This window comes from Nocardioides albus (genome assembly GCF_014648255.1).
Lineage (GTDB): Bacteria > Actinomycetota > Actinomycetes > Propionibacteriales > Nocardioidaceae > Nocardioides > Nocardioides albus.
Genome location: NZ_BMQT01000002.1, coordinates 540,758 through 567,163, shown reverse-complemented (window position 1 = coordinate 567,163; position 26,406 = coordinate 540,758). Strand labels below are relative to the sequence as shown.

Below are 26,406 nucleotides of genomic sequence, written 5' to 3'. Positions count from 1 at the left end.
TCAGCGCCCCTTCCGTTTGGGGTCGAGGCGACGCTGCACGTCGTCACCGATGATGTTGAGCGCAAAGACGGTCAGCGCGATGGCGATCCCCGGGATGAAGATCTGCATCGGCGTCTGGTCAAAGAACGTGTACGCGCGCGAGAGCACCGAGCCCCAGGAGGCTGTCGGTGGCTGCACGCCGAGCTGCAGGAAGCTCAGGCTCGCTTCGGCGATCAGCGCGAAGCCCATAAGGATGGCGATCTGCACCAGCACCGGCTGAATCACATTGGGCAGTATGTGGGGCAGTATCAGGCGCCGCACCCCGCGGGCCCCGAACGAGCGGGCCGCCTCCACGAAGGTCGCCCCCTTCACGCTCATCGTCTGTGCGCGCATGAGCCGGATGATCGTCGGGGCCATCACCACTCCGACCGCGGTCATCGCTGTGGTGATGTCCGGACCCAGGGTTGCCGTGATACCGATGGCCAACACGATGGCGGGAAAGGACATCACCGCGTCGACGACCCGCATGATGACCAGGTCCGCCGCCTTGCCGACGTAGCCCGCCGCCAGGCCGAGTGGGACGCCGATGAGCACCGCGATGGCAACAGCCTGGCCAGCGGCCAGGACGGACACTCGGGTTCCGTAGATCATCCGGCTGACCAGATCGCGGCCCAGGTCATCGGTCCCGAAGGGGTGCGCCGCGCTCGGGCCGAGCAGGATGGCATCGAGATCCTGCTTGTTTGGGTCGTACGGTGCGATCAGGTCGGCCGACACGACGACAGCCAGCACGATCGCGAGAATGACGTAGCTGGCCACGACCGGCGCCCTGCCGGAGGAGAAGCGTTCGCGACTAGGGCCGACGAAGGAGTCGGCCGCAACAATGATGGCGGTCATCAGGAGATCCTCGGGTCCAGAAGGCGGTACGAGATGTCGACGAGGGTGTTGGTGAACAGCACGACAACCGCCGCTACCAGCACAACACCCTGGATCACGGCATAGTCACGCTGGTTGGTCGCGTCGACGACCAGCGAGCCCAATCCTGGAAGCCCGAAGACCGCCTCGACGACGACGGCGCTGCCAATGAGCCGAGAGACCTGAAGGCCAATGATGGTGGCGAAGGGAAGACTCGAGTTCTTCAGTGCGTGCAGCCAGACGATGCGGGACTCAGGTAGAGCCTTGGCACGGTGGGTGCGCACGTAGTCAGCGCCCAGATTCTCGATCATGGCGCTGCGCACCTGCCGGCAGATCTCGGCCCCACCCACGAGGCCCAGGGCCATCGCCGGCAACACCAACCCGCGTAAGGCCTCGGCCGGGTCGTCTTGAAGGGAGGGCCCGCCCGGCCCCGGGAAGAGTCCGAGCCCCATCGAGAAAACGATGATCAGCATCATGCCGAGCCAGAAGTTCGGCATAGCTAGACCAAGCGTGGCCGAGGTCGTGAGGAACCGATCCAGCCGGCTCTCCGCGTTCTGGGCAGCCCAGACCCCAGTCGGGAGACCGATAACGACCGCAACGATCAGCGCGAAGAGAGTGAGGAGCAGGGTCAGCGGCAGCCGCGACAGGATCTGCTCCGTCACCGGCTGCCCAGACAGGAAGGACGCGCCCAGATTGCCAGTGAAGGCATTTCTGATCCAGTCCCAATACTGCACGAGCATGGGCTGGTCGAGGCCGAGGTCGGCCCGGATCTCGGCGAGCCGTTCGGGGGTGGCGTACTCGCCCGCGAGGGCTACGGCAGGATCGCCCGGAATAAGCCGTTGCATGAAGAACACGATGAAAGTGGCCAGGATCAGGGTAGGAACCGCCGTGAGCAGGCTGGTGCCCACCACCCGCAGTACTCGCATCAGATCAGCTCCTTCGCACGCCCGGTCAAGCCGTAGAGCTCCTCGGTGCGCAAACAGGCGGCCCAGTGATCGGGCAGGGCCTCAGTCAGCTCGGGGGTGGTCGTCGCACACCGGTCGATAGCGTGCTGACAACGGGTATGGAACCGGCAGCCGGGTGGCGGATCTAGCGGACTGGGGATATCGCCTGTCAGCACGATGCGATTGGTTTCCTCGTGCAGGTTGACGTGCGGTTGGGCCGACAGCAACGCCTCACTGTACGGGTGGCGCGGCTGATCGACCATCGAGGTCGTAGTCGCGTCCTCCACCACCTGACCGAGGTAGACGACGTTCATCCGGTCGGCCAGGTGCGCGACAACGCTCAGGTCGTGGCTGATGAACATGATCGTCAACTGGTAGTTGACCTTCAGATCCTGCAGCAGGTTGAGAATCTCGGCTTGCAAGGCGACGTCCAGCGCCGCCACGGACTCGTCGCAGATCAACAGACGCGGTCGGGTGACAAGCGCCCGGGCAATGTTGGCCCGCTGCTTTTGACCACCACTGAGCTGGTGAGGGTAGCGACCCGCAATCTCTGCGGTGAGGCCCACGTCCGCGAGGGCCTGCATCGCGACCTCCTGGCGGGAGCCACGGACGCCCCGGCGCATCACGTCAAGCGGCTCACGCACGCTCTGGGCGATGGTTCGCCGGGGGTCGAGGGCGCTGTGCGGGTCCTGGAAGACCATCTGCACCGCCTGGACGAACTCGCGCCGCTGAGCACGATCAAAGCCCGAGACGTCTTCGCCCTGCCACAGCAGCTTGCCTGACGACACCGGTGCCAGCCCGAGAACGGCCCGCGCGATCGTCGACTTTCCGGAGCCGCTCTCACCGATGATGCCGAGGGTCTCGCCCTCATGCACCCGGAGGTCGACAGCATCGACTGCGGTCAGCCGTCGACGGCCGCCCACCGGATACCGGACGCTGACCTGCCGCAACTCGAGCAGCGGCGCACGCCGTTCACCTCCAGCGGCCTCGTCGGGCCCCTTCTGCAACGCGCTCATCGCCCCACCTCCAGCCGCTGTGCCCCGATAAGCGTGAGTTCCGCCGAGCGCACGCACCGCACCTGGTGGGTACTGCCGGCCAGGTCCTGCGGCTCGCCGCACTCGTCGGCTCGGTGGTCACACCGCTCGGCGAAAACGCACCCCGTGACCACCTGAGTCGGCGGGGGTACCCGACCTGGGATGGCGGCAAGGGTGCGGCCGCGCGTCTCCGGAGAAGGCAGCGCGGCCAGCAAGCCCGCGGTGTACGGGTGGCGAGGCTTGGACAGCACCTGTTCGACCTCACCCTGTTCGACAATCCTGCCGGCGTACATCGTGATCATCCGATCGCAGGTCTCGGCCACGACCCCGAGATCGTGGGTGATGAAGAGGACCGACATATCCCGCTCTACCGAGAGCCGTTTGATCAGCTCCAGCAGCTGCGCCTGGATGGTCACGTCGACCGCCGTGGTCGGCTCATCGGCGATCAGCAGACGTGGGGCGCAGGCTAGGGCGATCGCGATCATGACGCGCTGGCGCATGCCGCCGGAGAGCTGATGCGGATAGGAGGCAAGGCGAGCCCTTGGGTCAGAGATTCCGACCTGCTCCAGCAGAACCAGCGCCTCCCGCTTGGCCTCCTTGCGCGACTTCCCCTGGCGGTGGGTGAGCGTCTCCATTAGCTGCGAGCCGATCGTGAAGACCGGATCGAGCGCGGTCATCGGCTCCTGAAAGATCATCGCCAACGGCAGGTCGGACCGATTCGCCGACCCACGGCCCAGCAACGGTTCGCCGTTGAGCGTCGCATTGCCGCTGGTCACCGCGGTGCGGGGGTCGAGCAGCCCGGCGAGCGCGAGCGAAGTCACGGTCTTGCCGCTACCACTCTCCCCCACGAGACCGACGATCTCGCCTGAGCCAACGGAGAACGAGACGTCGTGGAGCACCCTGGCCTCACCCGAGCCGCTTCGGAAGCTCAACGACAGATCCTCCACCTCCAGAAGGGGGGCGGCTACCTTGGGTCGGGACGAAGTCGGCGTGGCAGTCATAGGGTGCTCCTTCCATACGCCGGCGGAAGGGCTCACTGGAAGCTGATCCCTACGAACTTGGGCTTTCCGAGCAGGTTGTTCTCGAAGCCGGTGACGTCGTCGCTGAGTCCGACCATGCTGTCGGGGAAGACCAGCGGGACCACGGGGGTGTCTTCGTAGACGGCAGTCGCCGCCTCGTCGAGGCCCGGCTTCCGCTCGTCCGGGGTGGTGGCCTCGTCGACCTTCGCGAAAGCCTCAGCGAGACCAGGGCTGCCCTCGTCGGAGGTGTTGAAGTACGCCTCATCGGTGAACATGAGGCGGTAGGTCATAGCCGGGTCGGGGCGCCCAGTCCAGGCGGAGAGCAAGGCCGGTGCCTTGCGGTCGTTGAAGTAGTCGTTGGACGCCTGTACGACCTCGAGCGGACGAATGTTGACCGTCACGCCCACGGCGGCCCACTGCTCCTTGATGATCTCCCCAAGCCGCACGGTGTGGGAGTTGGCGTTGGCGATCATGTCGAAGGTGAGTCCGGTGGCACCGGCCGCGGCGAGCAGCTTCTTCGCCTCCGCGGGGTCGTAGGGATAGTCGACCTCGTCGGGCGGGCTGGCCCAATAATCGTGCGGCATAAAGGCCGACGACGCTTGGCCGCGACCGAAGTAGGCGCTCTTGAGGATCGACTCGCGGTCGATGGCGAGGCTGAGGGCGCGCCGCACCCGCGGATCCCTGAGGCCCTCGGCGCTGCGGTTGAAGTAGATCTGGTCGAGGTAGAGCTGCGGGTTCTGCTCGAGCTCGACGCCAGAGGCGTTCTCAAGGCCTTGAGCGTCCTCGGGCGAGATCATCAATGCGATGTCCTGCTGACCCGAGCGCAGAGATGTCACGCGGGTCTTGGGGTCGGGCATGATCGCGATGTCCAGGCCCTTTGCGACGGTGGCTTCCTTGTCCCAGTAATCCGCGAAGCGCTCGTAGCGGATGAGGCTCCCGCGCCTCCACTCGACAAACTTCCACGGACCGGCTCCCACCGGGTCGGCAGACATGTCGCCGCCGGCCTTCTCAGCGGCGGTTGGCGAGACCATCATCCCGGCGCGGTCGGCCAGCGCCATCACGATCGAGGAGTCGGGCTGGGAGAGCAGCAATGTCACCGTGGCCGCATCATCGACCCGGACCTGCTTGACGGCTGCAATGTCCGGGGCGATGTTCGATCCCGGGCCGAGAGCACGCTCGAGGTTGTACTTGACCGCCCCCGCGTCGAATGGCGTGTCGTCGTGGAAGGTCACGCCCTTGCGCAGGTGGAGCACCAGCTCGGTCGGCGACTTCTGCTCCCACGACTCTGCCAGCCCTGGCTGGGGTGTCAGCCCCTTGTCGAAGCTGATCAGAGTGGCATACATCGGGTAGAGCATCACGTGATCGGACCCCGAGTTGCCACGGATCGGATCGAGACTGGAGATATCGGCCGGAGAAGCGACCTGAAGCACGCGGTCGGCGCTGCTTGCATCGGATGAGCTCCCGCAGGAGGCGACTCCGAGCATGAGCGTCAACACTGCTAAGAGTGTCAAGGGGTAACGGATGATGCGTTTCACGAGTGTGGTCCTTCCAGGGCAATGACAGGGTGGCGTCGACCTCGACGCGGCACTGCCTGAGTAGTTCCGCGCAGCTGCGGCGGAGGGGCGACTAGCCCTCGCTGGGGCTGCTGGCCAGTCGTTCGAGCTCGCGCTTGAGCACCTTGCCCGTGGGAGCCAGGGGGATCTCAGGCAGCACGCGAACGAGCGGCACCTTGTACGGCGCCATGTTCTGCCTGCTCCAGTCGCGGATGTCGTCAGGGCTGAGCTCCACGCCATCTCGAAGTTCGACGAATGCGAGGGGCACCTCGCCTTTGGAGTGATCCGTCTGGCCCACCACGCCGACTGCGGTGATGTCAGGATGCTGGCTGAGCTGGAACTCCAACTCGGACGGGAAGACGCTCATCCCGTTGACTTTCAGCATCTCCTTGCGCCGGCCCAGGTAGTGCAAACAGCCACGCTCGTCAATCAGGCCGGAGTCACCGGTGAAGAGCCAGCCGTCCCGCAACGTGTCGGCAGTGGCCTCGGGCTTGCCGTAGTAGCCACGCATCAGGCTGGGCGCGCGCACAATGATCTGGCCCTCCTCTCCGATCGGCATCAGTTCCTCGGTGAGGAAGTCGACGATCGCCACATCAGTGCCTGGCATCGGGATGCCGACGAAGCCGGGTCTCCCTGCGAGGTCGATCGCCTCAAGACCACGCGTGAAGGTGTCCATGGTGTGGTCCTCAGTCATCCCGTAGGAGCTCTCGCGCAGGACCGCCGATGAGCCGCTCTCGGCTGCCCAGCGCTCACGCACCTGGGCGGAGAGCTTGGTGACGAAGGACATCGAGGTGACCTGCTCGAGGCTGGCAAGACTGGTGCCGAGCCGCTGCGCCGCTTCCATGACCTCGATCACGTTGTCGACCGTGCCAACGAAGGAGGTGGCCTGGTGGCGGTCGATTGCACGTGCCGTCTCGTCGGCGTCGTAGCGGTATTGCAGCACCAGCGTTGCGCCAGCCGTCAGTGGCACCAGGAAGCCGTCTTCGCCCGCGATCCAGAAGACCGGCAGGTAGAGCAGGAACACCGAGTCCTGGGTGATGGCGGTGCCCTGCACCCCGCCGGTGGCGGCGGTGTAGAGCATGTCGCGCTGGGTGTGTTCGCATCCCTTCGGCATGCCGGTGGTTCCGCCGGTGTAGTTGAGTGCCGCCAGCGCGTCGAGGTCGCCAGGGTCGTCCGGAACGGGGAGGTCGTCGCGGCCGATGACGTCGAGGAACCGCACGGCGCCGGGTGCCGGGGGTACGCCGTCCTGGGCCCCCGGCGGCAACGGCTCACTCTCCGGCAGGAAGTCGCGCACGGAGGTCGCGACGACTTCGGTGATGCTGGTGTCCTCTGCACCGGCGGCGAACTCCTCGATCAGGTCGTCGAGGACGAAGGCAAGCCGGGCCCCGGTGTCTTCGATCTCGTAGCGCACTTCCAGCCGACGGAACATCGGGTTGATCGGCACGTGCACGCAGCCGGCTTTGAGGATGCCGAAGAAGGTCACCAGGAACTGCGGCAGGTTGGGCATCATCACGGCCACACGGTCGCCTGGTCCCAGACCTCGGTGAGCGAGGTGGGCGGCGACTCGGTCGCTGAGCCGGTCGAGCTCTGCGTAGGTCACGGTGCGGCCGTGCCATACGACTGCCGCGTGGTCGCCGCGCACCCTCGCCCAGCGCCTGATGTGCTCAGTGATCGTGATCTGGCCGAGCGGGTAGATCACCTCGCGCGGCACCTCCAAAGGCCAGATCTCCGAGCGGAGGTCACGCAGCCGTGCTAGGTAGTCCTCGATCTTGCTCACATGCGGCGGCACGGTCGTCGTCATCCGATCCCTCGTCTTCCACTCACAGATTAATCTGAAGTCGATGTCAACGTCACTTTAGCCGACAGAGTGATCAGCGTCACTGCTTCTGAGCAAAACCTCCCGCTGGCTCGACCGAGCGGTGGTCATCCGCCTGGGCGCAGGAGGCAGGCGGAGCGGGATCACGCGTCAAGGCGACAGAGGCCCGATCTGGCGCCGCTCACGCCGTAGCCGACAGTGCGGCAACTGTTGGCCAAGGCGCTGGATACGCCGGCTTAGCCGAGCGGGTCCGATGGGAGCGGGTCCGATGGGAGCAGGTCCGATGGGAGCGGGCATGGAGATGCCATATGACAACACCGATCATGGGGCATGCCACTCGAAGATCTGGACTACCTCAGGATGTCTCCTGACATGCCGGAGCTCCTCGCTCGACTTTCTGATTCCGAAGAGCGGGTCGTGCCGGCAAGGCGACCTCAGCCACAAAGGGCTCGACCGGCAGGGCGATCAAATAGTTCGACCGGGCTCACATTGAGAGCTGCAACCCTGATCGTGAACCCGGTCGACTGGTCTTGGGCCCGCTACTTGGCTTCGGTGGAGGTGGCTGACGCCACATGGCGCTCGAGGTGGTGGTCGATGCGGAGCGTGTTGCACCATACGAGGGTGGCGGTGTAAAGCAGCTCGTCGAAGTCCTCGCCGTCGTGGAGGACGAAGGCGTTGAAAGCGAGTCGACTGATCATTCCGGAGAGGGCGCGCGACGTCATCATCGGGTCGAGGTCGGGGTCGGCGAGCCCGCGCCGCTGCAGATCCTCAATGCCCTTGGCATTGCGTTCGACGAACGTGTGACCGCGCTCGAGACGCATCTTCCGGAAGTCGGGGTCGACGTTGGCGACCTGTTCGAGCAGTTGCATCAGCTTGGCGTTGCGTTGGTAGGACTCCAGGTATGCGCGGTTGCTGGCCTCGATGATGACGGACGGCTCCTCATCCTCACTCACGTGTGGCGTGCCGGGGTGGAGCATCTCGTTCTTCGCTGCCTCCATCACGGCGGCGAAGATCTCTTCCTTGCCCGTGAAGTAGGTGTAGAGCGTGCCGGTAGAGCACCTGGCCTCGATCGTGATGTCTGTCAGTCGAGCGTTGAGGTAACCGTCACGCTCGAAGACGACCCGGGCCGCCTCGATGAGACCCTGCCGCGTACGCGCGCCCCTCCGGGTGACCGGGTGGCGCCCGACCTCCCCCTCAGCCGGGCTGACGGCTCCCTCGGTGGTCGACATTTTGGTTCCTCTGCTCCAGTCCGGCGCGGCCCGGACGGCCACACCTGAATCTATATCTCATCTTAACTGAATCCGACGTCAATATGCCTGAGCGGTAGCCACCCCGGCCAGACTGCCGGGTCACGGGCGTGTGCCGAACTGCGGACGCCCGACGAGAGAGGGCAGCAGACGGTAGGCATCGTGCACCCAATCGCAGAGCAGCTCCCGACTATCGCGCGGGTCGATGAGGTCCTGAACCCCGAATCGCTCGGCGGTCCGGAACGGCGAGGTCACCGCCGTGAGTTGGGTGGTGAGTCGATCCTTCTCGGCTTCGGGGTCGTCGGCCGCCTCGATCTGTGCCCTGAAGGCGGCCTCGATGCCGCCCTGAACAGGCAAGGAGCCCCAATCGCCCGACGGCCACGCCCAACTCCGGTTAGCCCGGTGCCTGTTGATGATGCCTGCGCCGCCGACTCCGTACACGCGCCGCATGATGATCTCGCCCTGTGGCACCCGGGTCTGGTAGACGGCACTTATCGCCCGAGCACCATGGCGGATGGTGGCGCGGCGCTCAGCAACTGACCCGATCGTCATCCCGGCCTGGTCGGTGAGGCTGACCAGGGGCAAGTGGAAGGTCTCGCACAGGTCGACCAGACGGGTCATCGCCAATGCGCCCTCGACCGACATGGTGGCGCCCTGCATCGGGTCGGCGGCGATGACGCCGACTGGGTGCCCATCGAGGCGAGCGAGCGCTGTGACGGTTCCGTCGCCGTATTCGGCATAGGTGAAGACTGATCCAGAATCGAAGACGGCCTCCATGATCGGTTCGATCTCGTAAGGCCGGCGCTTGTTGCGCGGGACCGCCGACAGCAGCAGCTCATCGCGACGCGTAGTCGGGTCGCTGCTGGGCACCACCGGCGGAAGATCATACACGCTCGAAGGCAGGTAGGACAGGAAACGGCGCACGATGTCGAAGGCCTCGGCCTCGTCCCTGGCGAAACGCTCGACGCTCCCAGTGCCTCGATGGATCTCAGCACCGCCGAGCTCCTCCTTGGTGAGGTCCTCCCCCGTGCCGCCCTTCACCACTGGCGGACCGGCGGTGAAGAGCTGCCCGACGCCCTCGACGAGCACAGCCAGGTGCGACATCACCAGGCGTGCGGCCCCCAGACCGACGGTGGGTCCCAGGCCGGCCGCCACCACGGGCACCACCGAGAGGTTGTCCACCACGGAGTCCCACGCGGGGTTGACCGGGACGTACGTGTAGCCGGACTCCTGAGCCATTTTCACGCTGCCACCGCCGCTCTGACCGTCGAGCAGACGCACCATTGGCAGCCGCATCTCCCCCGCGTACCTCTCCCAGAAGATCTGCTTCTCGTGGACGGCCATGTCTCCAGAACCGCCGCGTACCGAGAAGTCATCCGCACCGACGAGAACCTTACGTCCGTCGACTCGGACCTCCCCCGCTACGAAGTTCGCTGGCGTGACCGAGGTTGCTTCGCCCCACTCGTCCCGTGTTGCGAAGCCGGTCAGCACGCCGATCTCGCGGAAGGAGCCGGCATCGGCGAAGGCCTCGACACGGGAGCGCACATCCATCCGGCCGGCGGCATGGACCCGCGAGACCTTCTCGGGCCCACCCATCTGCTGCGCCCACTCCTTGCGGCGGGCCAGTTCGGCCACCTCGGGCGACCAATCTTCCTCGTCCACGTCTTCGACGACGTGACCGTTGGTCACGCCGGTATCGTCAGCATCGACGGCCTCACCAATCATCAGGGGCGCCGCGGCGTCGACAAGGTCACCCAGTTCGACCAGGGTCTGAGTCAGGCGGAGGTCGTGGTCAGCCCGCACCACGTGCTCCATCTTCATCGCCTCGAGCACGAGCATCGGCGCACCAGCGCGTACAACGTCACCCGGCACCGCGGTGAAGGCAACGATCACGCCCGCCATCGGTGCCCGCACGGCGGTCGCGTCGGCCGGCACCTCCACACGGCGCGAGCCGGCCGCCGCGACCGGCGCGCAGGAGCGCGGCACGAGGCGGTGATCGAGCAGGTCGTCGAGTCGGGCGGTCAGGTAGCCGGTGTCCCAGCCACCAGCGGTGAAATCGGGCTGGGTCATCAGGCCATGCAGCAGAGCGGCGTTCGTCGGGACGCCCTCGACCTCGAGCTCCGCCAGTGCAGCGGTGCTGCGCGCGACCGCGGTGGAGAGGTCGTCAGCATGGACGATCACCTTTGCGAGCAGGGAGTCATATCGCGGGCTCACGGTGTAGCCCGGATAGGCGCACGTGTCGACACGAACCCCGGGGCCGGTCGGCGGCGTGAACCCGGTGACTGTGCCGACGCCGGGGTGCGGCTCGCCCGAAACGTCGAGCGTCTCAGCGTTGACACGGGACTGAATAGCGACGCCACGCACCGCGGGCGGTTCGGTAAGGCCGAGGTCGGCGAGAGAGCGGCCCGAGTCGATGGCGACCTGGGTCTTGACCAGGTCGACGCCGGTGACCTCCTCGGTCACCGTGTGCTCCACCTGCAGACGCGGGTTGGCCTCCATGAACCAGACCTCGCTGCCGTCAGCTGGCACGAGGAACTCGAACGTGCCGATACCGCGGTAGCCGGCCGACCGGGCAAGCGTGACCGCTGCGGCCAGGATCCGCTCGCGCAGGCCGGCGGCGAGCGCCGTTGCGGGGGCGACCTCGATGAGCTTCTGGTGGCGGCGCTGGATGCTGCAGTCACGCTCCCACAGATGCTGCACGCCGCCCTGGCCATCGGCGACGATCTGGACCTCGATGTGCCGGGCATGCGGCAGCAGCCGCTCGACGTAGAGGTCGTCGTTGCCGAAGGCCGACTGAGCCTCGGAAGCGCAGCGCTCGTAGGCGTCGGCGACCAACTCGGCGGTCGGCTCCGGCACTGCGCGCATACCGCGGCCGCCGCCACCGGCGAGTGCCTTGATCATCACGCCGCCGTGCTCGACAGCGAAGGCCTGCATCTCCTCGAGCGAGGTGCCACCGCTGGTGCCGGGTGTGACGGGCACGCCGTTGGCAACGGCGAACTCGCGCGCCCGGGCCTTGTCACCGAACAGTTCAAGTACTTCAGGAGAAGGACCGATAAAGCGGATCCCCTCCTTCGCGCAGGCCCGGGCGAGCTCGGCGTTCTCGCTCAGGAAGCCGTAGCCCGGATGGAGGGCCTCGGCTCCGACTTCGCGTGCCGCAGCGACGATCGCCTCGACGTGAAGGTAGGCCGCAGCGCCGGTTCCGGGCAGTTGGACAGACTCGTCAGCCCGACGCACGTGGAGCGATCCGGCATCGTCGGCCGGATACACCGCGACAGCCTCTAGTCCCAGCTCGTGAAGAGCCCGGATGATCCGGACCGCAATCTCGCCTCGATTCGCCACCAAGATCTTACTCATCGCACCTCATCGGGTAGTTCGGTGCCTCCATCGAGGCATTTGACACTGACGTCAACATCAACACACTAGCCCGGTCAGTGTGGCGAACGCCACCCTGATCACCCTGCGGCTGCCGCGCGGTCGTGGCGTACGTCGACGAGAATCGCAAGCAGGCCGAGCGCCGGCACCAGCACCAAGCAGGCCACGGTGACTGGTACGCCGATCACGCCACCCAGCCCGCCAACCGCAGCGGAGCCGACGCTGCCACCCACCAGGAAGACCAGGGTGGCGACACCCAGAGCCACTCCCCGAACGTCGGCGTCCACCGTCTCGCCGACGGTGGTCATCAGGGCCGGCTGCCCCATCCCAAAGCTCACCGCCAAGATCACGGCCGCCAGCCCGACCAAGAGCGGATCGGACAGCGCCAAGCCAACCGAGGCGACGCCGAGCGCCACCGCGGAAAACAACGTGGAGATGGCGATCACCGTCGGGCCGCCCCAGGTCGCGAGCAGCCTGCTCACCAGGCGCGGGACCCATAGGGCCAACACAGCTCCAGGCAACAGCAGCAGGCCGACCTGCCAGGTCGCCCACCCCTCCTCGACCAGCACAGCCGGAACAGCCACGACCAAAGCGAACCAACAGGAGGGGGCGGCCGCCGCAGCGAGCGCTGGCCGGACCACGCGCCCGTTGCAGATCACTGCGTGCGGAAGAAAGCCCAGCGGATTTCGGCGTACGTGCCTGACCACCATCGTGCCACCGACCAACAGCAAGGCCGCACCCGTTCCCGCCACAGCCAGCCCCGTGGACGGCGATTGGACCAGCAAGACCAATCCGGCCGAGGTAACCGCCACGAGCACCGCGCCGAGCACGTCGAGGCGGCTGCCGGACCCACCGCCGGCGAGTATCGGCCACAACATCGGAAGAACCATGAGCCCCAGCAGGGGAAGGGCCATCACCGCACGCCACCCGAGAGTCGTCTCGGTGATCCCGCCGAGCAGCGGCCCAAGTCCGCTGACCACGGCCCCGAGGGCGGCCAACCAGCCCAAGGCTAGGCCCCGTACAGACCCGGAGTAACGCGCGGAAATCAGCGTGACGCCGAGCGTGGGCACGGCGGCCGCGCCGGCCCCCTGGAAGGCTCGGGCGAGCAGAAGTATCTCGAAAGTGGGAGCAAACGCCGCGGCCACGGCCCCGGCCGTCATCAGCGACACACCGAAGGACAGCGGCACCCGAACGCCGACGAGGTCGGCCACCCGGCCGTAGACCGCCGTCGAGACGGCAAGGAAGAGAACGTAGATGCTCACTGTCCACGCGACCACCCCGAGGCCCAGGTCGAAGTGCTCGGCAACCGCAGGCAACGCGACCGCGGCCGAGGATGAGCCCATACTGGCCAGCCCGAACATGAGGCCCAGCAGGATCGCATTCCGACGCGCTTCCCGGTGGTCCCCAACCTCATCGAGGACCACCGGGAAGGCGCGTTCACCGGGCGTGGGTCACCCCGCCATCCACCGTGATCGTCGAACCAACGACGTAGTCGCCCGCCCTCGATGCAAGGAAGATCGCGGCGCCCGCCATGTCCTCCGTGGCACCGATCCGCTTCGCAGGGATGTGACCAACGATCTTGTCGGCGTGGTCGCGGGCTTCCTTGTTCATGTTGGAGGCGAATGCGCCGGGGGCGATCGCCGAGACGGCAATGCCCTCCTCGATCAGCCGCACCCCCATGCGGCGGGTCAACTGGATCAGGCCGGCCTTCGACGCATGGTAGGAGTACGTCTCGAGCGGATTGAGCGAGATGCCGTCGATCGAGGCGATGTTGATGACCTTGGCCAGATGGGTACCCGAAGCCGCCACGAGGTCGCTCTTGAGTGCTTGAGTGAGGAAGAACGGTGTCTTCACGTTGAGGTCCATCACCTTGTCCCAGCCGGACTCGGGAAACTCGTCGAAGGGCTCCGCCCACGCAGCACCCGCGTTGTTGACCAGGATGTCGAGGCTCGACTCGTGCTCGCGGAAGGCGGCGACGAAATCGGTGATACCCGCGATCGACGAGACATCGGCCGGAATCGAGACACAGTGACCGAGCTCGGAGAGCTCCTTAGCGGTGCGGTCGCAGGCTTCGGCCTTGCGAGCGGTGATGTAGGTGCGGACGCCTGAGCGGACGAAGCCCTCGGCGATCATTCGACCGATGCCGCGCGAACCGCCAGTGACGATCGCGGAGCGACCGGCGAGGGAGAAGAGGTTGTCGAGTTCCATGGGGCTCCTTGAGAGAGATGACGTCGGTGGAAGCGGCGGCGTGATGCCGACGCACGGTCAGCCTGTGGGCGTGGTCTGGCGGCTGGTACGCGTGCCAGAGGTAAGGAGACTGTTACGGTCAATGCCACGCTTGAGAATCTTGCCCGTGGCCCCCGTGGGCAGGGCCTGGACCTCCTGGTAGAGCCGGGGGATCTTGTACGCGGCCAGCTTGTCGGCCAGCCAGGCACGGAGTTCGCCGGGCTCGAGCGAGGCGCCGTCGACGACGGCGTACACCGCAGCCACCTCCTCGCCCAGTCTTTCGTCAGGGACGCCGACCACGGCGGCCTGACGGATCGCGGGGTGCGAGTACAGAACCTCCTCGACCTCACGCGGGTAGACGTTGTAACCACCGCGGATGACGAGGTCCTTCTTGCGGTCGACGATGTACACGTGCCCGTCGTCGTCGACGCGGCCGAGATCGCCACTCAGGAACCACTCGCCCGAGCGGGCGGCCGCGGTGGCGTCAGGCCGATTCCAGTACTCGCGCATCACCATCGGGCCGGACAGCGCGACTTCGCCGACCTCGCCGACCGGCAGCTGCTTGCCCAGAGGATCGAGAATCGCGATCTTCGTTCCCGGGAGCGCTTGGCCGACGCTGCCCTCCTTGCGCAGACCTTCTGGAAGGTTGACGGTGCCGCCGCCGGTGGTCTCCGACAGGCCATAGCCGTCGAGGATGGTCGCGCCGAAGCGTGCCTTGAACGCCTTGGCGACCTCGACCGGCATGGCCGCACCTCCGGAGGACGCGACCCGCAGCTGGGCGAACTCCTCAGGACGTCGATCAGTCTCTGCGTGGAGCATCGCCATCCACATGGTCGGCACCCCAGACAGGCCGGTGAGCCGGTGTTCTGCGACCGTGTCGAGCACCTTCACTGGATCAAAGGGACGGATCACCGAGAAGCAACTGCCCGCGGTGTACACCGAGGCCATCACCGATCCCTGCCCAAAGACATGGAAGAGCGGAAGCGCTGTGCCCATGACGTCCTGCGGCCCGGTCTCGAGCACGCGCGAGATGACGTCTCCGGTAAAGATCAGGTTGCGGTGGGTCAGCACCGCACCCTTGGGTTTGCCGGTGGTGCCGGAGGTGTAGAGCAGGACGGCCGCGTGGTCGGGGTCGACGTCGACCAGATCGTCCGGGGGTACGTCGTCGGGCAGTGCGTCGAACTCGCCGGAGGAGACGACCCACAGTGGCAGGTCGCGGCCGGTGGTCGCAGTGGCGACCGCGTCGGTCGACTCGTCCCAGCTGATGGCGAGACTGCAGCCAGCGTCCTCGATGAAGTACTCGATCTCACGCGGCGCGCACAGCGGGTTCACGGTCACCGGTGTCGCACCCAGGGACAGCAGCGCGTGGTAGATGAAGACGAACTCGGCACTGGTGGGCAGGACCATGAGCACTCGGTCGTCGATGGCGACGCCCCGCTCTCGCAGGTCGGTCGCGATGGTTGTGATCCGTGATCGCATCTGGCCGAAAGTCCAAGATCGATCGCCATCACGGAGTCCGGGGCGGTCCGGGCTCTCGTCGGCATGACGCCAGATGTGCCCGACAAGGTTGGTCATGCTGCGGCCTTTCATCGATGCGTTCAAGACACTCGGGGACGTTGTGGCGACTATCCGGCGCCGACGGCAGTGTGACGCACATCGCATCCATTCGTCAAACATGACATCATGTTCAATATGCTCTAGCGTGTGTCACGTCACACACGGGCATATGCCCCTCCCGCCCACTCTCAGGAGGCCAACCCATGACCGAGTCCACGATCCTTCGACCGACAACGATCAAAGAGCTGACCGACCTGGTCGGAACCGAGCTCGGCCCGACCGAGTGGCACACCCTGACGCAGGAGGACATCAACGCCTTCGCCGGCCTCACGGGTGACCACCAGTGGATCCACGTCAACACCGAGCGCGCCGCCGCCGGCCCCTTCGGGACGACCATCGGCCACGGTCTTTTCACGCTGTCGCTCGGTCCGGCCTTCATGGAAGAACTGATGGCCTTCGACGGCTTCATGCACTCGCTCAACTACGGCTACAACAAAGTGCGTTTCCCCCACCCGCGCCCCGTCGGCAACAAGGTCCGCATGCGCGCGACCATCACTGCCGTCGACCCGACGCCCGACGGCGCTGCGGCACAGATCACCACCACCCAGTACTTCGAGGGCGAGGGCATCGACAAGCCGATCTGTGTCGCCGAGTCGATCGGTCGCTTCACCGAGCACCCGGCCGAGGCGGGCGCGTGACCACGACGACCACTCAGGTACGCCTCGCCCAGCGGCCGCAGGGCTACCCCGACGCCGCCACCTGGGAGGTGACAACCGCCGAACTGCCCGGCCCGACTACTGGCCAAGTCCTCGTCAAAGTCGATCACCTCTCCCTCGACCCGGCAATGCGCGGCTGGCTCAACGACGTCCGCTCCTACATTCCGCCCGTCGGCATTGGTGAGGTCATGCGCGCCCAGGGCACGGGTACCATCGTCGCCTCCGAGCACCCCGACTACCCGGTCGGCACGGCGGTGACGGGCATGTTCGGAGTCGTCGAACACGCATTGAGCACCCCGGCCGACGACAAGACCTTTGCGCGCATCGACACCGATCTCGCTCCGTCTCCAACCTGGCTCGGAGCACTCGGCATGCCCGGTATGACCGCGTACTTCGGCCTGCTCGACGTCGGAAAACTGGCCGAGGGCGACACCGTGCTCGTCTCAGGCGCGGCAGGCGCGGTCGGCAGCATCGTGGGCCAGGTCGCCAAGTCACGCGGCGCCCGGGTGATCGGCATCGCCGGCGGACAGGACAAGTGCGCGTGGCTGCGCGAGATCGGCTTCGACGAAGCAATCGACTACAGGGCCGAAAATCCGCTCAAGCGCCTCCGTGAGGTTGCGCCCAAGGGGGTCGATGTCTTCTTCGACAACGTCGGTGGCGAGATCCTCGACGCGGGCCTGGCCAACCTGGCTCCGCACGCACGTGTGGTGATCTGCGGCGCCGTCTCAAGCTACAACGCCGAGAAGCTGCCAGACGGCCCGCGTCGCTACATGTCACTACTGGTGTTTCGTGCCTCGATGACCGGCTTCGTCGTCTTCGACTACGAGGACCGCTACCCCGAGGCAGTCGCCACGATCGGCCAGATGATCAACGACGGCACCTTGGTGGCTCGAGAGACCGTTCTCGAAGGCGGCGTGAAGGCGTTTCCCGAGGCCCTGCTCGGGCTCTTCAAGGGTATCAACACCGGCAAGCTGGTACTCGCGGTCAGTTAGCTGACCCGACGGTGACGGGAGCCTGCGCTGCCAGCTAGCCGACATCACGAAAAGGGGGCGCATCGCCGACGGTGGTGCGCCCCCATGACCGTGGTTGGCCACGGTCAGCCGAGCGCGACCTGCTCCCCCACCGGCTCGTAGACGGTGACATCGGGAGCGCCGGCCACGATCTCAGACAGCGCCTTACCGAAGTCCGCGAAGCGCTCCGTGGAGCCGTGCTCCTTCAGTGCAGCCGGCGAGGCCCACGTCTCGAGCACGAGGTAGCGGTCGTCGCTGCGGCGAACGCGCTGCAGGTCGTAGCGCAAACAGCCCGGCTCCTGCAAGGTGTCGGGTCGGGCGGCGGCGAATGCGGCCTCGAGGGCCGGCCCCTGGCCGGGCTTGACAGTGATGGCGGCGGTGACGTTGATCAAGGTTCTCTCCTATGTGAACTCAGGCGTGGGCGCGGTCGAGCGCGCGATCGACGATGCCGTCGACCATCGAGACCGGCGGGGGGCCACCCTCGGCGGCGTTGGCGGGCTCGTCGAGCGCGCGGCGGCGCACGCCCTCGCAGATAATGGCGATCTTCCACATCCCCAGGACCTCCCAGAAAGTGAGCGCGTCGAGATCTCGACCGGAGGCAGCGGCGTACGCCGACGTGATCTCCCGCCGCGTCGCGAACCCGGGCAGTTGGGAGGCCTCGAACATCCCGATCGACGGCTCGGCCGGCTCTGGCCAGTAGGACAGCGTAGTGCCGAGGTCGGCGAGCGGGTCTCCGAGTGTGCACAGCTCCCAGTCGAGGGCCGCGCGCACTTGGGTCGTCGTCGGGTCGAGTATGACGTTGCGGATGTGCAGGTCGCCGTGGACCACGCTCAGAGAGGTCTCTGTCGGGACGTGGTCATGTAGCCAGCCGGTGAGTCGGTCGAGGGTCGGTAGCTCGCGAGTGCGGCTGGCCTCCCACTGCCGGCTCCAACGCTTCAGCTGCCGCTGGGCATACGGCTGGTGACTCGCGAGGTCCGCCAGGCCGACATCGGCCAGGTCGAGCGTGTGCAGCTTGGCGAGGACCGCGGCGAGTTCGAGCCCCGAACGGTGGCGTTGGGCGTCGTTGAGGTCTTCGGCGACCGACATCCGGTCAACCACCAACCCGTCGACAAACTCCACGACGAGCACTGGCGCGTCACAGACGGCCGGGTCTTGGACCAGTCCGATCACGCCGGGAGTGGGGACATCGGTCGGCGCAAGCGCCGAGAGGATCCGGTGCTCGCGGGCGACGTCGTGGGCGGAAGAGAGCAGCGTGCCCAGCGGGGGCCGCCGAGCCACCCACCGTCCTCCTGCTTCGTCCGTGAGCGCGTATGTGAGGTTGGACTGGCCCAGACCGATCCGGGTGGCTGTGAGCGCGCCCGTGACTTGGACACCCTTCTCACCTAGCCAGCGCCCGAGCGCCGAGACATCGAGTGCGATCTGCTCCCTGCCGCTGGTCATCGGAGAGGCGGGGGTGCTCATGCGGTCACCGCCCCGGTGAGCAGGACCGCCAGTTCGGCCCGGGTGGACGCGGCATCGCGGTGGACGACGCCGCCCATACCGATCCGGGCGGCGGCGTGGATGTTCTGCTGCAGATCATCGACCATCACGGTCTCCTCCGGCTCGACCCCGAGGTTCTCGCACGCGATCCTGTAGGCACGGCGCGACGGCTTCCGGACGCCGATCTCGCCCGAGATGGTGATCGCGTCGAACATCTCCGAGAGGTTCCAGCCGTCGTACAGGTCAGCGCCGAACGAGTTGGAGAGAAGTCCCACAGGCCGACCCTCCGCGCGCAGGTCTGCCACCAACGCGATCATGTCGGGGTCGGGATTGACCTTGGCCTGGAGGCGGGCGATCAAGCCCGCGGACTCGATCTGCACTCCACGCTCGCCGAGCAGTGCGGCGAAGCCGGTCTCGAACTCCTCCGCGCTGATCCGGCCCTCTTCATGAGCCACAATCAGGCCGCTACCGGGCTCGCCGCGACTCAGCAACCGCAGCGGCAGGTCGCGGTCTCCGATCTCGGTGCCAAAAGCACGAAACGACTCGATCACACTCGTGGTGAGCACGCCGCCGAAGTCAACCATGACGGCGCGTCTTGCTGGGGTGATTGCTGGGGTGATTGCTGGGCTCATTGCTGGGCTCATTGCTCGTCTCCTCGTCTGGCCAGGTCAGTCGCGCGGCCCGCCAGCGACATAGATGACCTGGCCGCTGACGAAGCCGGCGCCCTCGCTGACCAGGAATGACGCGGTGTGGGCGATGTCCTCGGGCTTACCGGTGCGCTGCACTGGGATCTCTGCAGCCGCCATCGCAGTGAAGTCCGAGAAGGGCACGCCGATCCGGGCCGCGGTGGCCTGTGTCATCTCGGTCTCGATGAATCCAGGACCGATGGCGTTTGCCGTGACTCCGAACTTGCCGAGCTCGATCGCCAGTGTCTTCGTGAAGCCTTGCAGTCCTGCCTTAGCCGCAGAGTAGTTCGTCTGACCCCGGTTGCCGAGTGCCGAGACGCTGGACAGGTTGACGATGCGACCGAACCCGGCCTCGGTCATGTGAGTCTGGCACGCGCGAGTCATGAGGAACGAGCCCCGCAGGTGGACGGCCATCACAGCCTCCCAATCCTCGAGGGTCATCTTGAAGATCAAGTTGTCGCGGATGATGCCGGCGTTGTTGACCAGCACGGTCGGCGCGCCGACCTCCTCCACGACGCGGGCCACGGTGGTCTTGACGGCCGCCTCATCGGAGACGTCGCAACCGGCGGCCAGAGCGGTGCCGCCCGCCTCCCGGATCTCTTTGGCGACCAGCTCGCAGGCCGCCTCGTCGAGGTCGAGGACGACGACCTTCATGCCGTCAGCCGCCAGACGCTGGGCGACTCCGGCGCCGATGCCTCGGGCTGCCCCGGTGACGATGGCGGTGCGCGGTTCGTTGCTCATGGTTCTCCTCTGGAATGCAGGTGTGTGGTGGGTCTGTAGCGCGAGAACGCCTCAGATCGGTCTAACTGGCAGAGCGCTCGCCGAGGCACGGGCCGCGAGCTCGGCGTCGATCCTGGAGGTCGCGACGCCCTGGTCCCGTGATGTCTGAGAGCACCCGCTGTGCGGTGGTGCTCCTGCCGTGCGCGCCATGGTTCGCCGCTCAGTTGCCGCGCAGGCCTACGCCAGCGCTGAGTGGTAGGGACCATTCGAGGGCCCGGTGCTCGGCGAGGCGCGTCTCAAGTGCCTTGAGCAGGTCTGCCGGCCAGGGGGTGGTACGCCGAGTCGTGAGATCGACGTGGCCCTCGACGAACTCGACCGTGTTGGCGATCCGACCGGTGGTCTCGTCGACGACGACCGAGATCGCGTGCACAAGCTTGGGGCTGACGTCGAGGATGCGGACATACCCGCTGACCTGGTGACCCACCAGCACCTCGTCGTAGTAGCGGATGTTCTGCTCGATGCTGAAAGTGCTGAGCCCACGGTCTCGGACGTAGGCCTCGTCGACGCCGAACTGCCGGAAGCAGGCAATGTTGACGTCCATGTGGAAGGCGAAGTGATGACACACGTTGACGTGACCGTTCTCGTCCTTCCACTCGGGCGGTACGAGACGGGAGAAGGGGCGACCCAGGGTCTCGACGGCGGCGACGCTCGGAAGCCCCTGGCGCGTCGGGGTCGTCAGGCTCATACGGTGAGTACCACCTTCCCAGTCGCGGACCGTTGCTCGAGTGAGATCAGGGACTCGCTCGCCTTCTCGAGCGGAAATGTCGGGCCGAGAACGGGCTTGAGCGCGCCGCTGGCGAGATGGGGCCGCATGGCCTCCCACTGGGTGGCGACGTGGCCTGGCCTGCCCAGGGAGTACGCGCCCCAGCCAACACCGACCACGGAGATGTTGTTGAGCAGAAGTCGATTGACCTTCACCTCTGGGATCGAACCGCCGGTGAAGCCGATGACCAGCAGTCGGCCGTGCTCTCGCAGCGCGCGTAGTGAGTCGGTGAAGCGGTCGCCGCCAACCGGGTCGACCACGAGATCAACGCTGGCGCGGCCGACGCTTTCGAGGAAGCCGTCGGCCAGGACATACTCGTCGGCTCCGGCATCGGTGGCGATCTGACCCTTCTCGTCGGTCGAGACCACCGCAGTCACGGTGCCCGCACCGAATGCCTTGGCCACCTGGATGGCCGCAGTCCCGATACCGCCGGCGGCGCCATGGATGAGGACCCGATCGCCCTCCCTCATCTCACCGCGCTCGATGAGCGCGAAATAGACGGTCGCGTAGTTGAACAGGAACGCCGCTCCTTCCTCGAAGGTGACCTCGTCGGGCAACTTGAAGGTGAGATCGGCGCGGGCCGCGACCTTCGCAGCGAAGCCACCGAGAAGACACAGGGACGCCACGCGGTCACCGGTAGCGAGCCCAGCGCCCTCCGGCGCGGAAACCACCACTCCCGCGACTTCGGCGCCGGGTACGAAGGGAAGCTCGGGCTTGACCTGGTAGAGCCCACGGGTCTGTAGCAGCTCAGGGAAGGCCACGCCGGCCGCCTTGACCTCGATGATCACCGAGGTGTCATCGACGGGGTCAGGGATGTCGGAAAGCTCCACGGACTCAGGGCCATCAAGCCGTGTGATCTGGATCGCTCGCATGCCCCCGACCTTATTATGAATATGAATCCATGTTCAAGAGAGATTCGCCGCGCACTCCCTTCCGGTTGATTGCGGCATGCTCGACACCATCCAGGGACCACAACCCTGACCAGCGCCAGCCACCAAGGCCTCGGCTGGACTCAACAGCGAGACCGGTATGACCAGCGTGTTCTCGACTGCGCGCCAGTTGCCCTCCAGCAGTCCGCGGAGGGCCGAAATCAGAGGTGGCCTCGACGATGCAGGTGATCGTCTCCAGCTTGATCCGACCCGCCGGCCCAAGCGACGGCGAAGACTGACGCCGTCGAAGGGTCACCCTCGGACGGTGCTGTCGGATCTCAGGTGGAATCAGAGATCCGACAGCACCGCCGATGTTGATCGAAAGCGTCGTTGCGTGTCGTCAGGCGCTGGGCTCGGGCTCCGGCTCGGTGGCGTACTCGGTGCGGCCGCGGCGTACCGACCAGATCAGGAGGGGGGTGAGCAGCAGGCTGATCACACTGGAGAGCAGGACCACGACCAAGCCGGCAGCCGGGTCGCCGGTGAGGTCCTCGGCGATGCCGAACAGGTAGGGACCGACGAAGCCGCCGGTGAGGCCGATGGTGTTGATGAAGGCGAGGACGGCGGCCGCCATCTTGCCCGACACCCGGGCCATCGCGACCGACCAGAACATCGGCAGCACACCAGTGAACATGAAGGCCGAGCACATCAGCATGAAGTACTGCACCGCGGAGACCTGGACGAGCAGGAACACCGCCGAAAAGACCACTGTGCCGGCCGAGGCGAGCGCGATGAAAGGCAACTCGTTGCCGGCCCGGCGCAGCCAGCGCGGGAAGACGAGCACGCCGAGGATCGAGCCGAGCCCGATGGCACCAGCCAGCAGGCCGATCGTGAAGGAGCCGTCGACGCCCATCGCCTCCACCACGGAGGGCACGAAGAAGATCGTCCCGTAGGTGATCACCTGGTTGAGGAAGTAGATCGCCGCAACCAGCAGGATCACAGGATTCTTGAAGCCGGCGGAGAGGTTGCCGCGGATCTGCTCCTTAGCGGGTACGGCCGCCTCCCGGACCAGTGCGTCGGCCTCCTCGGTGGTGAGGAAGGTGGCGTCGTGCGGGCGGTCGGGCAGTTTGAACCAGATCGCGATGCCGATGAGGACGGCCGGGATGCCCTCGATGAAGAAGAGCCACTGCCAGCCGTGCAGACCGAGGGTGCCCTCCAGCGTCATCAGGGCCCCGCCGATGGGGTTACCGAGTGCGTACGCGAGCGAGGAGGCGATCAGGATGTATCCGACCACCCGGGCGCGGTCCTCCTGGGCGAACCAGAGTGTGACGACGTACATCAGCGCCGGGTAGAGGCCGGCCTCGGCGGCGCCGAGCAGGAACCGCAGGATATAGAAGGTCAGCTCGGAGTTGATGAACATCATCGCCGAGGAGAGCAGACCCCAGGTGACCGCGATGCGGGCGATCCAGATCCGCGGGCCGATCCGGTGGAGGATCAGGTTGCTGGGGATCTCGAGCAGCGCGTAACTGAGGAAGAAGATCCCCGCGCCGAGCCCGTACGCCGTGGCACTGATCCCAACGTCGACCTCGAGGTCGTTCTTGGCTAGACCGACGTTCGAGCGGTCAACGAAGGCCATGAAGTAGGCCATCAGCAGTAGCGGCACGAAACTGCGGATCGCCTTGCTGGTTGCGATGCGGTGGGTTTCAGTTGACACGGGACACCTCCGAATATGAAGTCGGGCTCAACTTCAAGGCGAACGCTGTCACACCTCTCGTCGGACGTCAACGGGTTCCTGTGGCATAGGCCACATGAAGGACACCACCGGTCACACGTCCAGCACCAGGCGCCCAGTAGACCCGCGGCTGACACAAATCATCAGCCTTTTGCTTGCCTCCACTCGTCCTGGGTCAACACCGACTGGGCGTACCTCCGAGGACTCGCACATCGGCTGGCGCCGCATACCGCTTCTTTGGCAGAGCCGGAGGCCATCTGGGGTCGTAGTCCGACACCGCGAGCAGAGCCGACCGGCGTTCCTCGTCCTCGCCGATGGGCCCCGACCCGTGGGCAACTTCTCGGCGATGCGGCCCCACAGGCAATCAGCCCCCACCGGCTCGGGGAGCGGGCGGTGCGCCGCGATTGGCCGCGTGCTACTAGATCGCGCGCAGCACCATGTAGTAACCACACAGCCCAGGCACGGGGCATCTCCAACGCGCTCCAGCTCGACGACACCGAACGCGCCCACTGCTCGACCTCGCCCGCACCGCCGACGGCATCCCGACCTCAGCCCGGGCCCGGCGACGCCCGTCGAAGCCCGCTCCCCCACGACCGTCGTTGCAGTGGGCACTCGACTCGATCACCGAGGGCATCGCGTTCGTACGCGACAGCCACCAGAACCTGCTCGCCACCAACCCGCTGGGACGAGCGTTCTACACCCCGCTCATCGGCGACGGCGGCCGCATCCCCAACCTGGCCAGGTTCCAGTTTCTCGACCCCGCATCGCGCGACTTCTACCCGGACTGGGACCTCTTCGCCCAGATGTGCGTCGCCATCATGCGCGCCGAGGCCGCCCGCGACCCCCACGACCGGGTCTTCCAAGACCTCGTCGGCGAGCTCTCCACCCGAAGCGACACCTTCCGCCGCCTCTGGGGCGCCCACGACGTACGCACCCACGGAGCCGGCACCAAACGGTTCCACCATCCCGAGGTCGGCGAGGTCACCCTGGCCTACGAGGAGCTCGCCGTCACCGCCGAGCCCGGACAGGTCCTGATGGTCTACACCGCCGAGCCCGGCACCCCCTCAGCCGACCGGCTCAAGCTGCTCGCATCGCTGGCGGCTGAGCTTCCGGCGTACGCCGTGGGGACCAGCACAGGCCGATAGGACTGACCCCGCGGGAGCCGGTCTCTCGACCGATCAGCACGGCATTCGGCCCGCTCAGCGCCTCAGCTCACGCTTGAGGATCTTGCCTGTCGCACCCTTCGGGAGCGCCTCGAGCACCTGCAGGTCGCGAGGGTACTTGTACGCCGCCAGCCGCTCCTTGCAGTGTGCAGTGAGCTCCGCCGGGCCGACGCCGGCTCCTGGCTTGAGCGCGACGAAGGCGACGACCTCCTCCCCCAGCCGTTCGTCGGGGCGGCCGATGACGGCGGCCTCGACGACGTCGGGGTGCTCGTAGAGAACCTCTTCCACCTCGCGCGGATAGACGTTGTAGCCGCCGCGGATGACGAGGTCCTTGAGCCGGTCGACGACGAAGAAGTAGCCCTCGTCGTCCTGGTAGCCGAGGTCGCCGGTGTGGAACCAGCCGTTCTTGATCGCCGACGCGGTGGCATCCGGGCGGTTGTAGTAGCCCTTCATCACGTTGTGGCCCCGCACGACGATCTCGCCGACGTTGTCCTCGCCCGGCGGCAGCGGGTTGCCCTCGGGGTCGACGACGCGCACCTCGACGCCCCAGATCTGCTTGCCGACCGAGAGCACCTTGCGCTGCTCGGCGCTGACGTTGAAGGTCGTCGTGCTCGCCGTCTCCGACAGCCCGTAGCCCTCGAGGATCACGACGCCGGGAACCTGCTCCTCGAACTCGCGGATCACCTCGCCGGGGATCGAGGCGCCACCCGAGATGCACGCCCGGAGCGCGGAGAGGTCACGGGCGACGAGGTCCTCCTGAAGCAGCGCGACGTACATCGTCGGCACGCCGGCGAAGATCGTGCACCGGTGCTTCTCCAGAGCGTCGAGCGCGACCTTCGCCTCGAAGCGCGGTTGGAGAACTAGGCCGGCACCGAACCGGACGACGTTGTTGAGGACGCTGGAGAGCCCGAACACGTGGAAGAACGGCAGCACCGCCAAGGTGACGTCCTCGGCGCTGACCTCGAAGAGCTCGCCCGCCACCGTGCAGTTCATGTAGAGCTGGAAGTGGGTGAGCTCGGCTCCCTTCGGCTTGCCCGTGGTGCCACTGGTGTAGAGCAGCACCGCGGTGTCGTCGGAGGAGGTCGCGTAGATGTCGCCGCCGTCCTCGGCGGCCAGCAGCTCGTCGAACGAGCGCGCACCCTCCGGCACCGAGCCGCCGAGGGTGGCGACGTACGTCGGTACGTCCCCGGCCGATCGTGCTCCGGCCATGCCCGCCGCTGCCAGCGACTCGAAGGTGACCAGCAGCCGGGCGTCGCTGTCACCCAAGTGGTAGGCCACCTCGGGACCGGTGAGCAGCGGGTTGAGCGGCACCATCGTCAGGCCCGCCTTGAGGATGCCGAAGTAGCAGAAGACGAACTGCGGCAGGTTCGGCAGCTGCACGGCGACCTTGTCACCCGGCTCGAGCCCGAGGGCGCGCAGCGATGCCGCGACCCTTCCCGAGAGCGCGTCGACCTCGGCATAGGTGAACGCCGCGTCGCCGGCGTACATCAGTGGCTTGTCGGGCCGCGCGGTCGCGGACTCCCGCAGCATGGTGGCGAGGTTGAACGACATC

Annotated in this window: 22 protein-coding genes; 3 read left to right on the top strand and 19 right to left on the bottom strand. The window is 66.6% G+C overall.

Annotation, left to right across the window (positions count from 1 at the left end; all coding sequences use genetic code 11):
• The 11 genes from IEY84_RS05940 to IEY84_RS05890 form a co-directional block, all read right to left on the bottom strand.
• Positions 1 to 873, bottom strand: a complete 873-nt coding sequence (locus tag IEY84_RS05940; RefSeq protein WP_183544640.1) for an ABC transporter permease — start codon at positions 871 to 873, stop codon at positions 1 to 3.
• Complete coding sequence (locus IEY84_RS05935) at positions 873 to 1,817, bottom strand: ABC transporter permease (protein WP_183544642.1); 945 nt, start codon at positions 1,815 to 1,817, stop codon at positions 873 to 875. The genes IEY84_RS05940 and IEY84_RS05935 overlap by 1 nt, the downstream gene beginning before the upstream one ends.
• On the bottom strand, positions 1,817 to 2,851 hold the full coding sequence (locus IEY84_RS05930; protein ID WP_183544651.1) for an ABC transporter ATP-binding protein: 1,035 nt from the start codon (positions 2,849 to 2,851) through the stop codon (positions 1,817 to 1,819). The genes IEY84_RS05935 and IEY84_RS05930 overlap by 1 nt, the downstream gene beginning before the upstream one ends.
• A complete protein-coding gene (locus IEY84_RS05925) occupies positions 2,848 to 3,870 on the bottom strand; it encodes an ABC transporter ATP-binding protein (protein ID WP_183544653.1) in 1,023 nt (340 codons plus the stop codon). The genes IEY84_RS05930 and IEY84_RS05925 overlap by 4 nt, the downstream gene beginning before the upstream one ends.
• A gap of 32 nt (positions 3,871 to 3,902) precedes the next feature.
• Positions 3,903 to 5,243, bottom strand: a complete 1,341-nt coding sequence (locus tag IEY84_RS05920; RefSeq protein ID WP_183544655.1) for an ABC transporter substrate-binding protein — start codon at positions 5,241 to 5,243, stop codon at positions 3,903 to 3,905.
• Between the two features lie 271 nt (positions 5,244 to 5,514).
• Entirely contained in the window at positions 5,515 to 7,242 is a 1,728-nt protein-coding gene (locus IEY84_RS05915; RefSeq protein ID WP_183544657.1) for an AMP-binding protein, read from the bottom strand.
• Between the two features lie 554 nt (positions 7,243 to 7,796).
• A complete protein-coding gene (locus IEY84_RS05910; RefSeq protein ID WP_183544659.1) occupies positions 7,797 to 8,486 on the bottom strand; it encodes a TetR/AcrR family transcriptional regulator in 690 nt (229 codons plus the stop codon).
• 120 nt (positions 8,487 to 8,606) lie between these two features.
• Positions 8,607 to 11,858 (bottom strand): carboxyl transferase domain-containing protein, encoded by a 3,252-nt coding sequence (locus tag IEY84_RS05905; protein WP_183544661.1) that lies wholly within the window; start codon positions 11,856 to 11,858, stop codon positions 8,607 to 8,609.
• Between the two features lie 98 nt (positions 11,859 to 11,956).
• Positions 11,957 to 13,300, bottom strand: a complete 1,344-nt coding sequence (locus IEY84_RS05900) for an MFS transporter (protein ID WP_183544663.1) — start codon at positions 13,298 to 13,300, stop codon at positions 11,957 to 11,959.
• Between the two features lie 13 nt (positions 13,301 to 13,313).
• Positions 13,314 to 14,084 carry an SDR family oxidoreductase gene (locus IEY84_RS05895; RefSeq protein ID WP_183544665.1) on the bottom strand — a complete coding sequence of 257 codons (771 nt, stop codon included), beginning with the start codon at positions 14,082 to 14,084 and terminating at the stop codon, positions 13,314 to 13,316.
• 57 nt (positions 14,085 to 14,141) lie between these two features.
• Complete coding sequence (locus IEY84_RS05890) at positions 14,142 to 15,677, bottom strand: class I adenylate-forming enzyme family protein (protein WP_183544667.1); 1,536 nt, start codon at positions 15,675 to 15,677, stop codon at positions 14,142 to 14,144.
• Positions 15,678 to 15,862: 185 nt separating this feature from the next.
• Here IEY84_RS05890 and IEY84_RS05885 point away from each other — a divergent pair, with 185 nt between their 5' ends.
• Positions 15,863 to 16,357, top strand: coding sequence for a MaoC family dehydratase (locus IEY84_RS05885; RefSeq protein WP_183544669.1), 495 nt, complete (start codon positions 15,863 to 15,865; stop codon positions 16,355 to 16,357).
• On the top strand, positions 16,354 to 17,367 hold the full coding sequence (locus tag IEY84_RS05880; protein ID WP_183544671.1) for an NADP-dependent oxidoreductase: 1,014 nt from the start codon (positions 16,354 to 16,356) through the stop codon (positions 17,365 to 17,367). Before IEY84_RS05885 ends, IEY84_RS05880 begins: the two co-directional genes overlap by 4 nt.
• A 104-nt stretch (positions 17,368 to 17,471) precedes the next feature.
• On the opposite strand, the gene IEY84_RS05875 is transcribed toward IEY84_RS05880, so the two are convergent.
• The 7 genes from IEY84_RS05875 to IEY84_RS05845 form a co-directional block, all read right to left on the bottom strand.
• Entirely contained in the window at positions 17,472 to 17,777 is a 306-nt protein-coding gene (locus IEY84_RS05875) for a putative quinol monooxygenase (RefSeq protein ID WP_183544673.1), read from the bottom strand.
• Between the two features lie 19 nt (positions 17,778 to 17,796).
• Complete coding sequence (locus IEY84_RS05870) at positions 17,797 to 18,846, bottom strand: phosphotransferase family protein (RefSeq protein ID WP_221208723.1); 1,050 nt, start codon at positions 18,844 to 18,846, stop codon at positions 17,797 to 17,799.
• A complete protein-coding gene (locus IEY84_RS05865; protein ID WP_221208724.1) occupies positions 18,843 to 19,448 on the bottom strand; it encodes an HAD family hydrolase in 606 nt (201 codons plus the stop codon). The genes IEY84_RS05870 and IEY84_RS05865 overlap by 4 nt, the downstream gene beginning before the upstream one ends.
• Positions 19,449 to 19,532: 84 nt before the next feature.
• The gene (locus tag IEY84_RS05860) at positions 19,533 to 20,291 is read right to left on the bottom strand and encodes an SDR family oxidoreductase (RefSeq protein ID WP_183544677.1); all 759 of its coding nucleotides are present in this window, start codon (positions 20,289 to 20,291) and stop codon (positions 19,533 to 19,535) included.
• 199 nt (positions 20,292 to 20,490) lie between these two features.
• On the bottom strand, positions 20,491 to 21,015 hold the full coding sequence (locus IEY84_RS05855; protein ID WP_183544679.1) for a thioesterase family protein: 525 nt from the start codon (positions 21,013 to 21,015) through the stop codon (positions 20,491 to 20,493).
• On the bottom strand, positions 21,012 to 21,965 hold the full coding sequence (locus IEY84_RS05850) for an NADPH:quinone oxidoreductase family protein (RefSeq protein WP_183544681.1): 954 nt from the start codon (positions 21,963 to 21,965) through the stop codon (positions 21,012 to 21,014). Before IEY84_RS05850 ends, IEY84_RS05855 begins: the two co-directional genes overlap by 4 nt.
• 397 nt (positions 21,966 to 22,362) lie before the next feature.
• Positions 22,363 to 23,673 carry an MFS transporter gene (locus IEY84_RS05845; protein WP_221208725.1) on the bottom strand — a complete coding sequence of 437 codons (1,311 nt, stop codon included), beginning with the start codon at positions 23,671 to 23,673 and terminating at the stop codon, positions 22,363 to 22,365.
• 617 nt (positions 23,674 to 24,290) lie between these two features.
• Here IEY84_RS05845 and IEY84_RS26650 point away from each other — a divergent pair.
• The gene (locus IEY84_RS26650) at positions 24,291 to 24,836 is read left to right on the top strand and encodes an MmyB family transcriptional regulator (RefSeq protein ID WP_221208726.1); all 546 of its coding nucleotides are present in this window, start codon (positions 24,291 to 24,293) and stop codon (positions 24,834 to 24,836) included.
• A gap of 54 nt (positions 24,837 to 24,890) precedes the next feature.
• Here the strand turns inward: IEY84_RS26650 and IEY84_RS05835 are convergent, their stop codons facing one another.
• Positions 24,891 to 26,405, bottom strand: coding sequence for a long-chain-fatty-acid--CoA ligase (locus IEY84_RS05835; RefSeq protein WP_183544683.1), 1,515 nt, complete (start codon positions 26,403 to 26,405; stop codon positions 24,891 to 24,893).
• Position 26,406 lies beyond the last annotated feature (1 nt).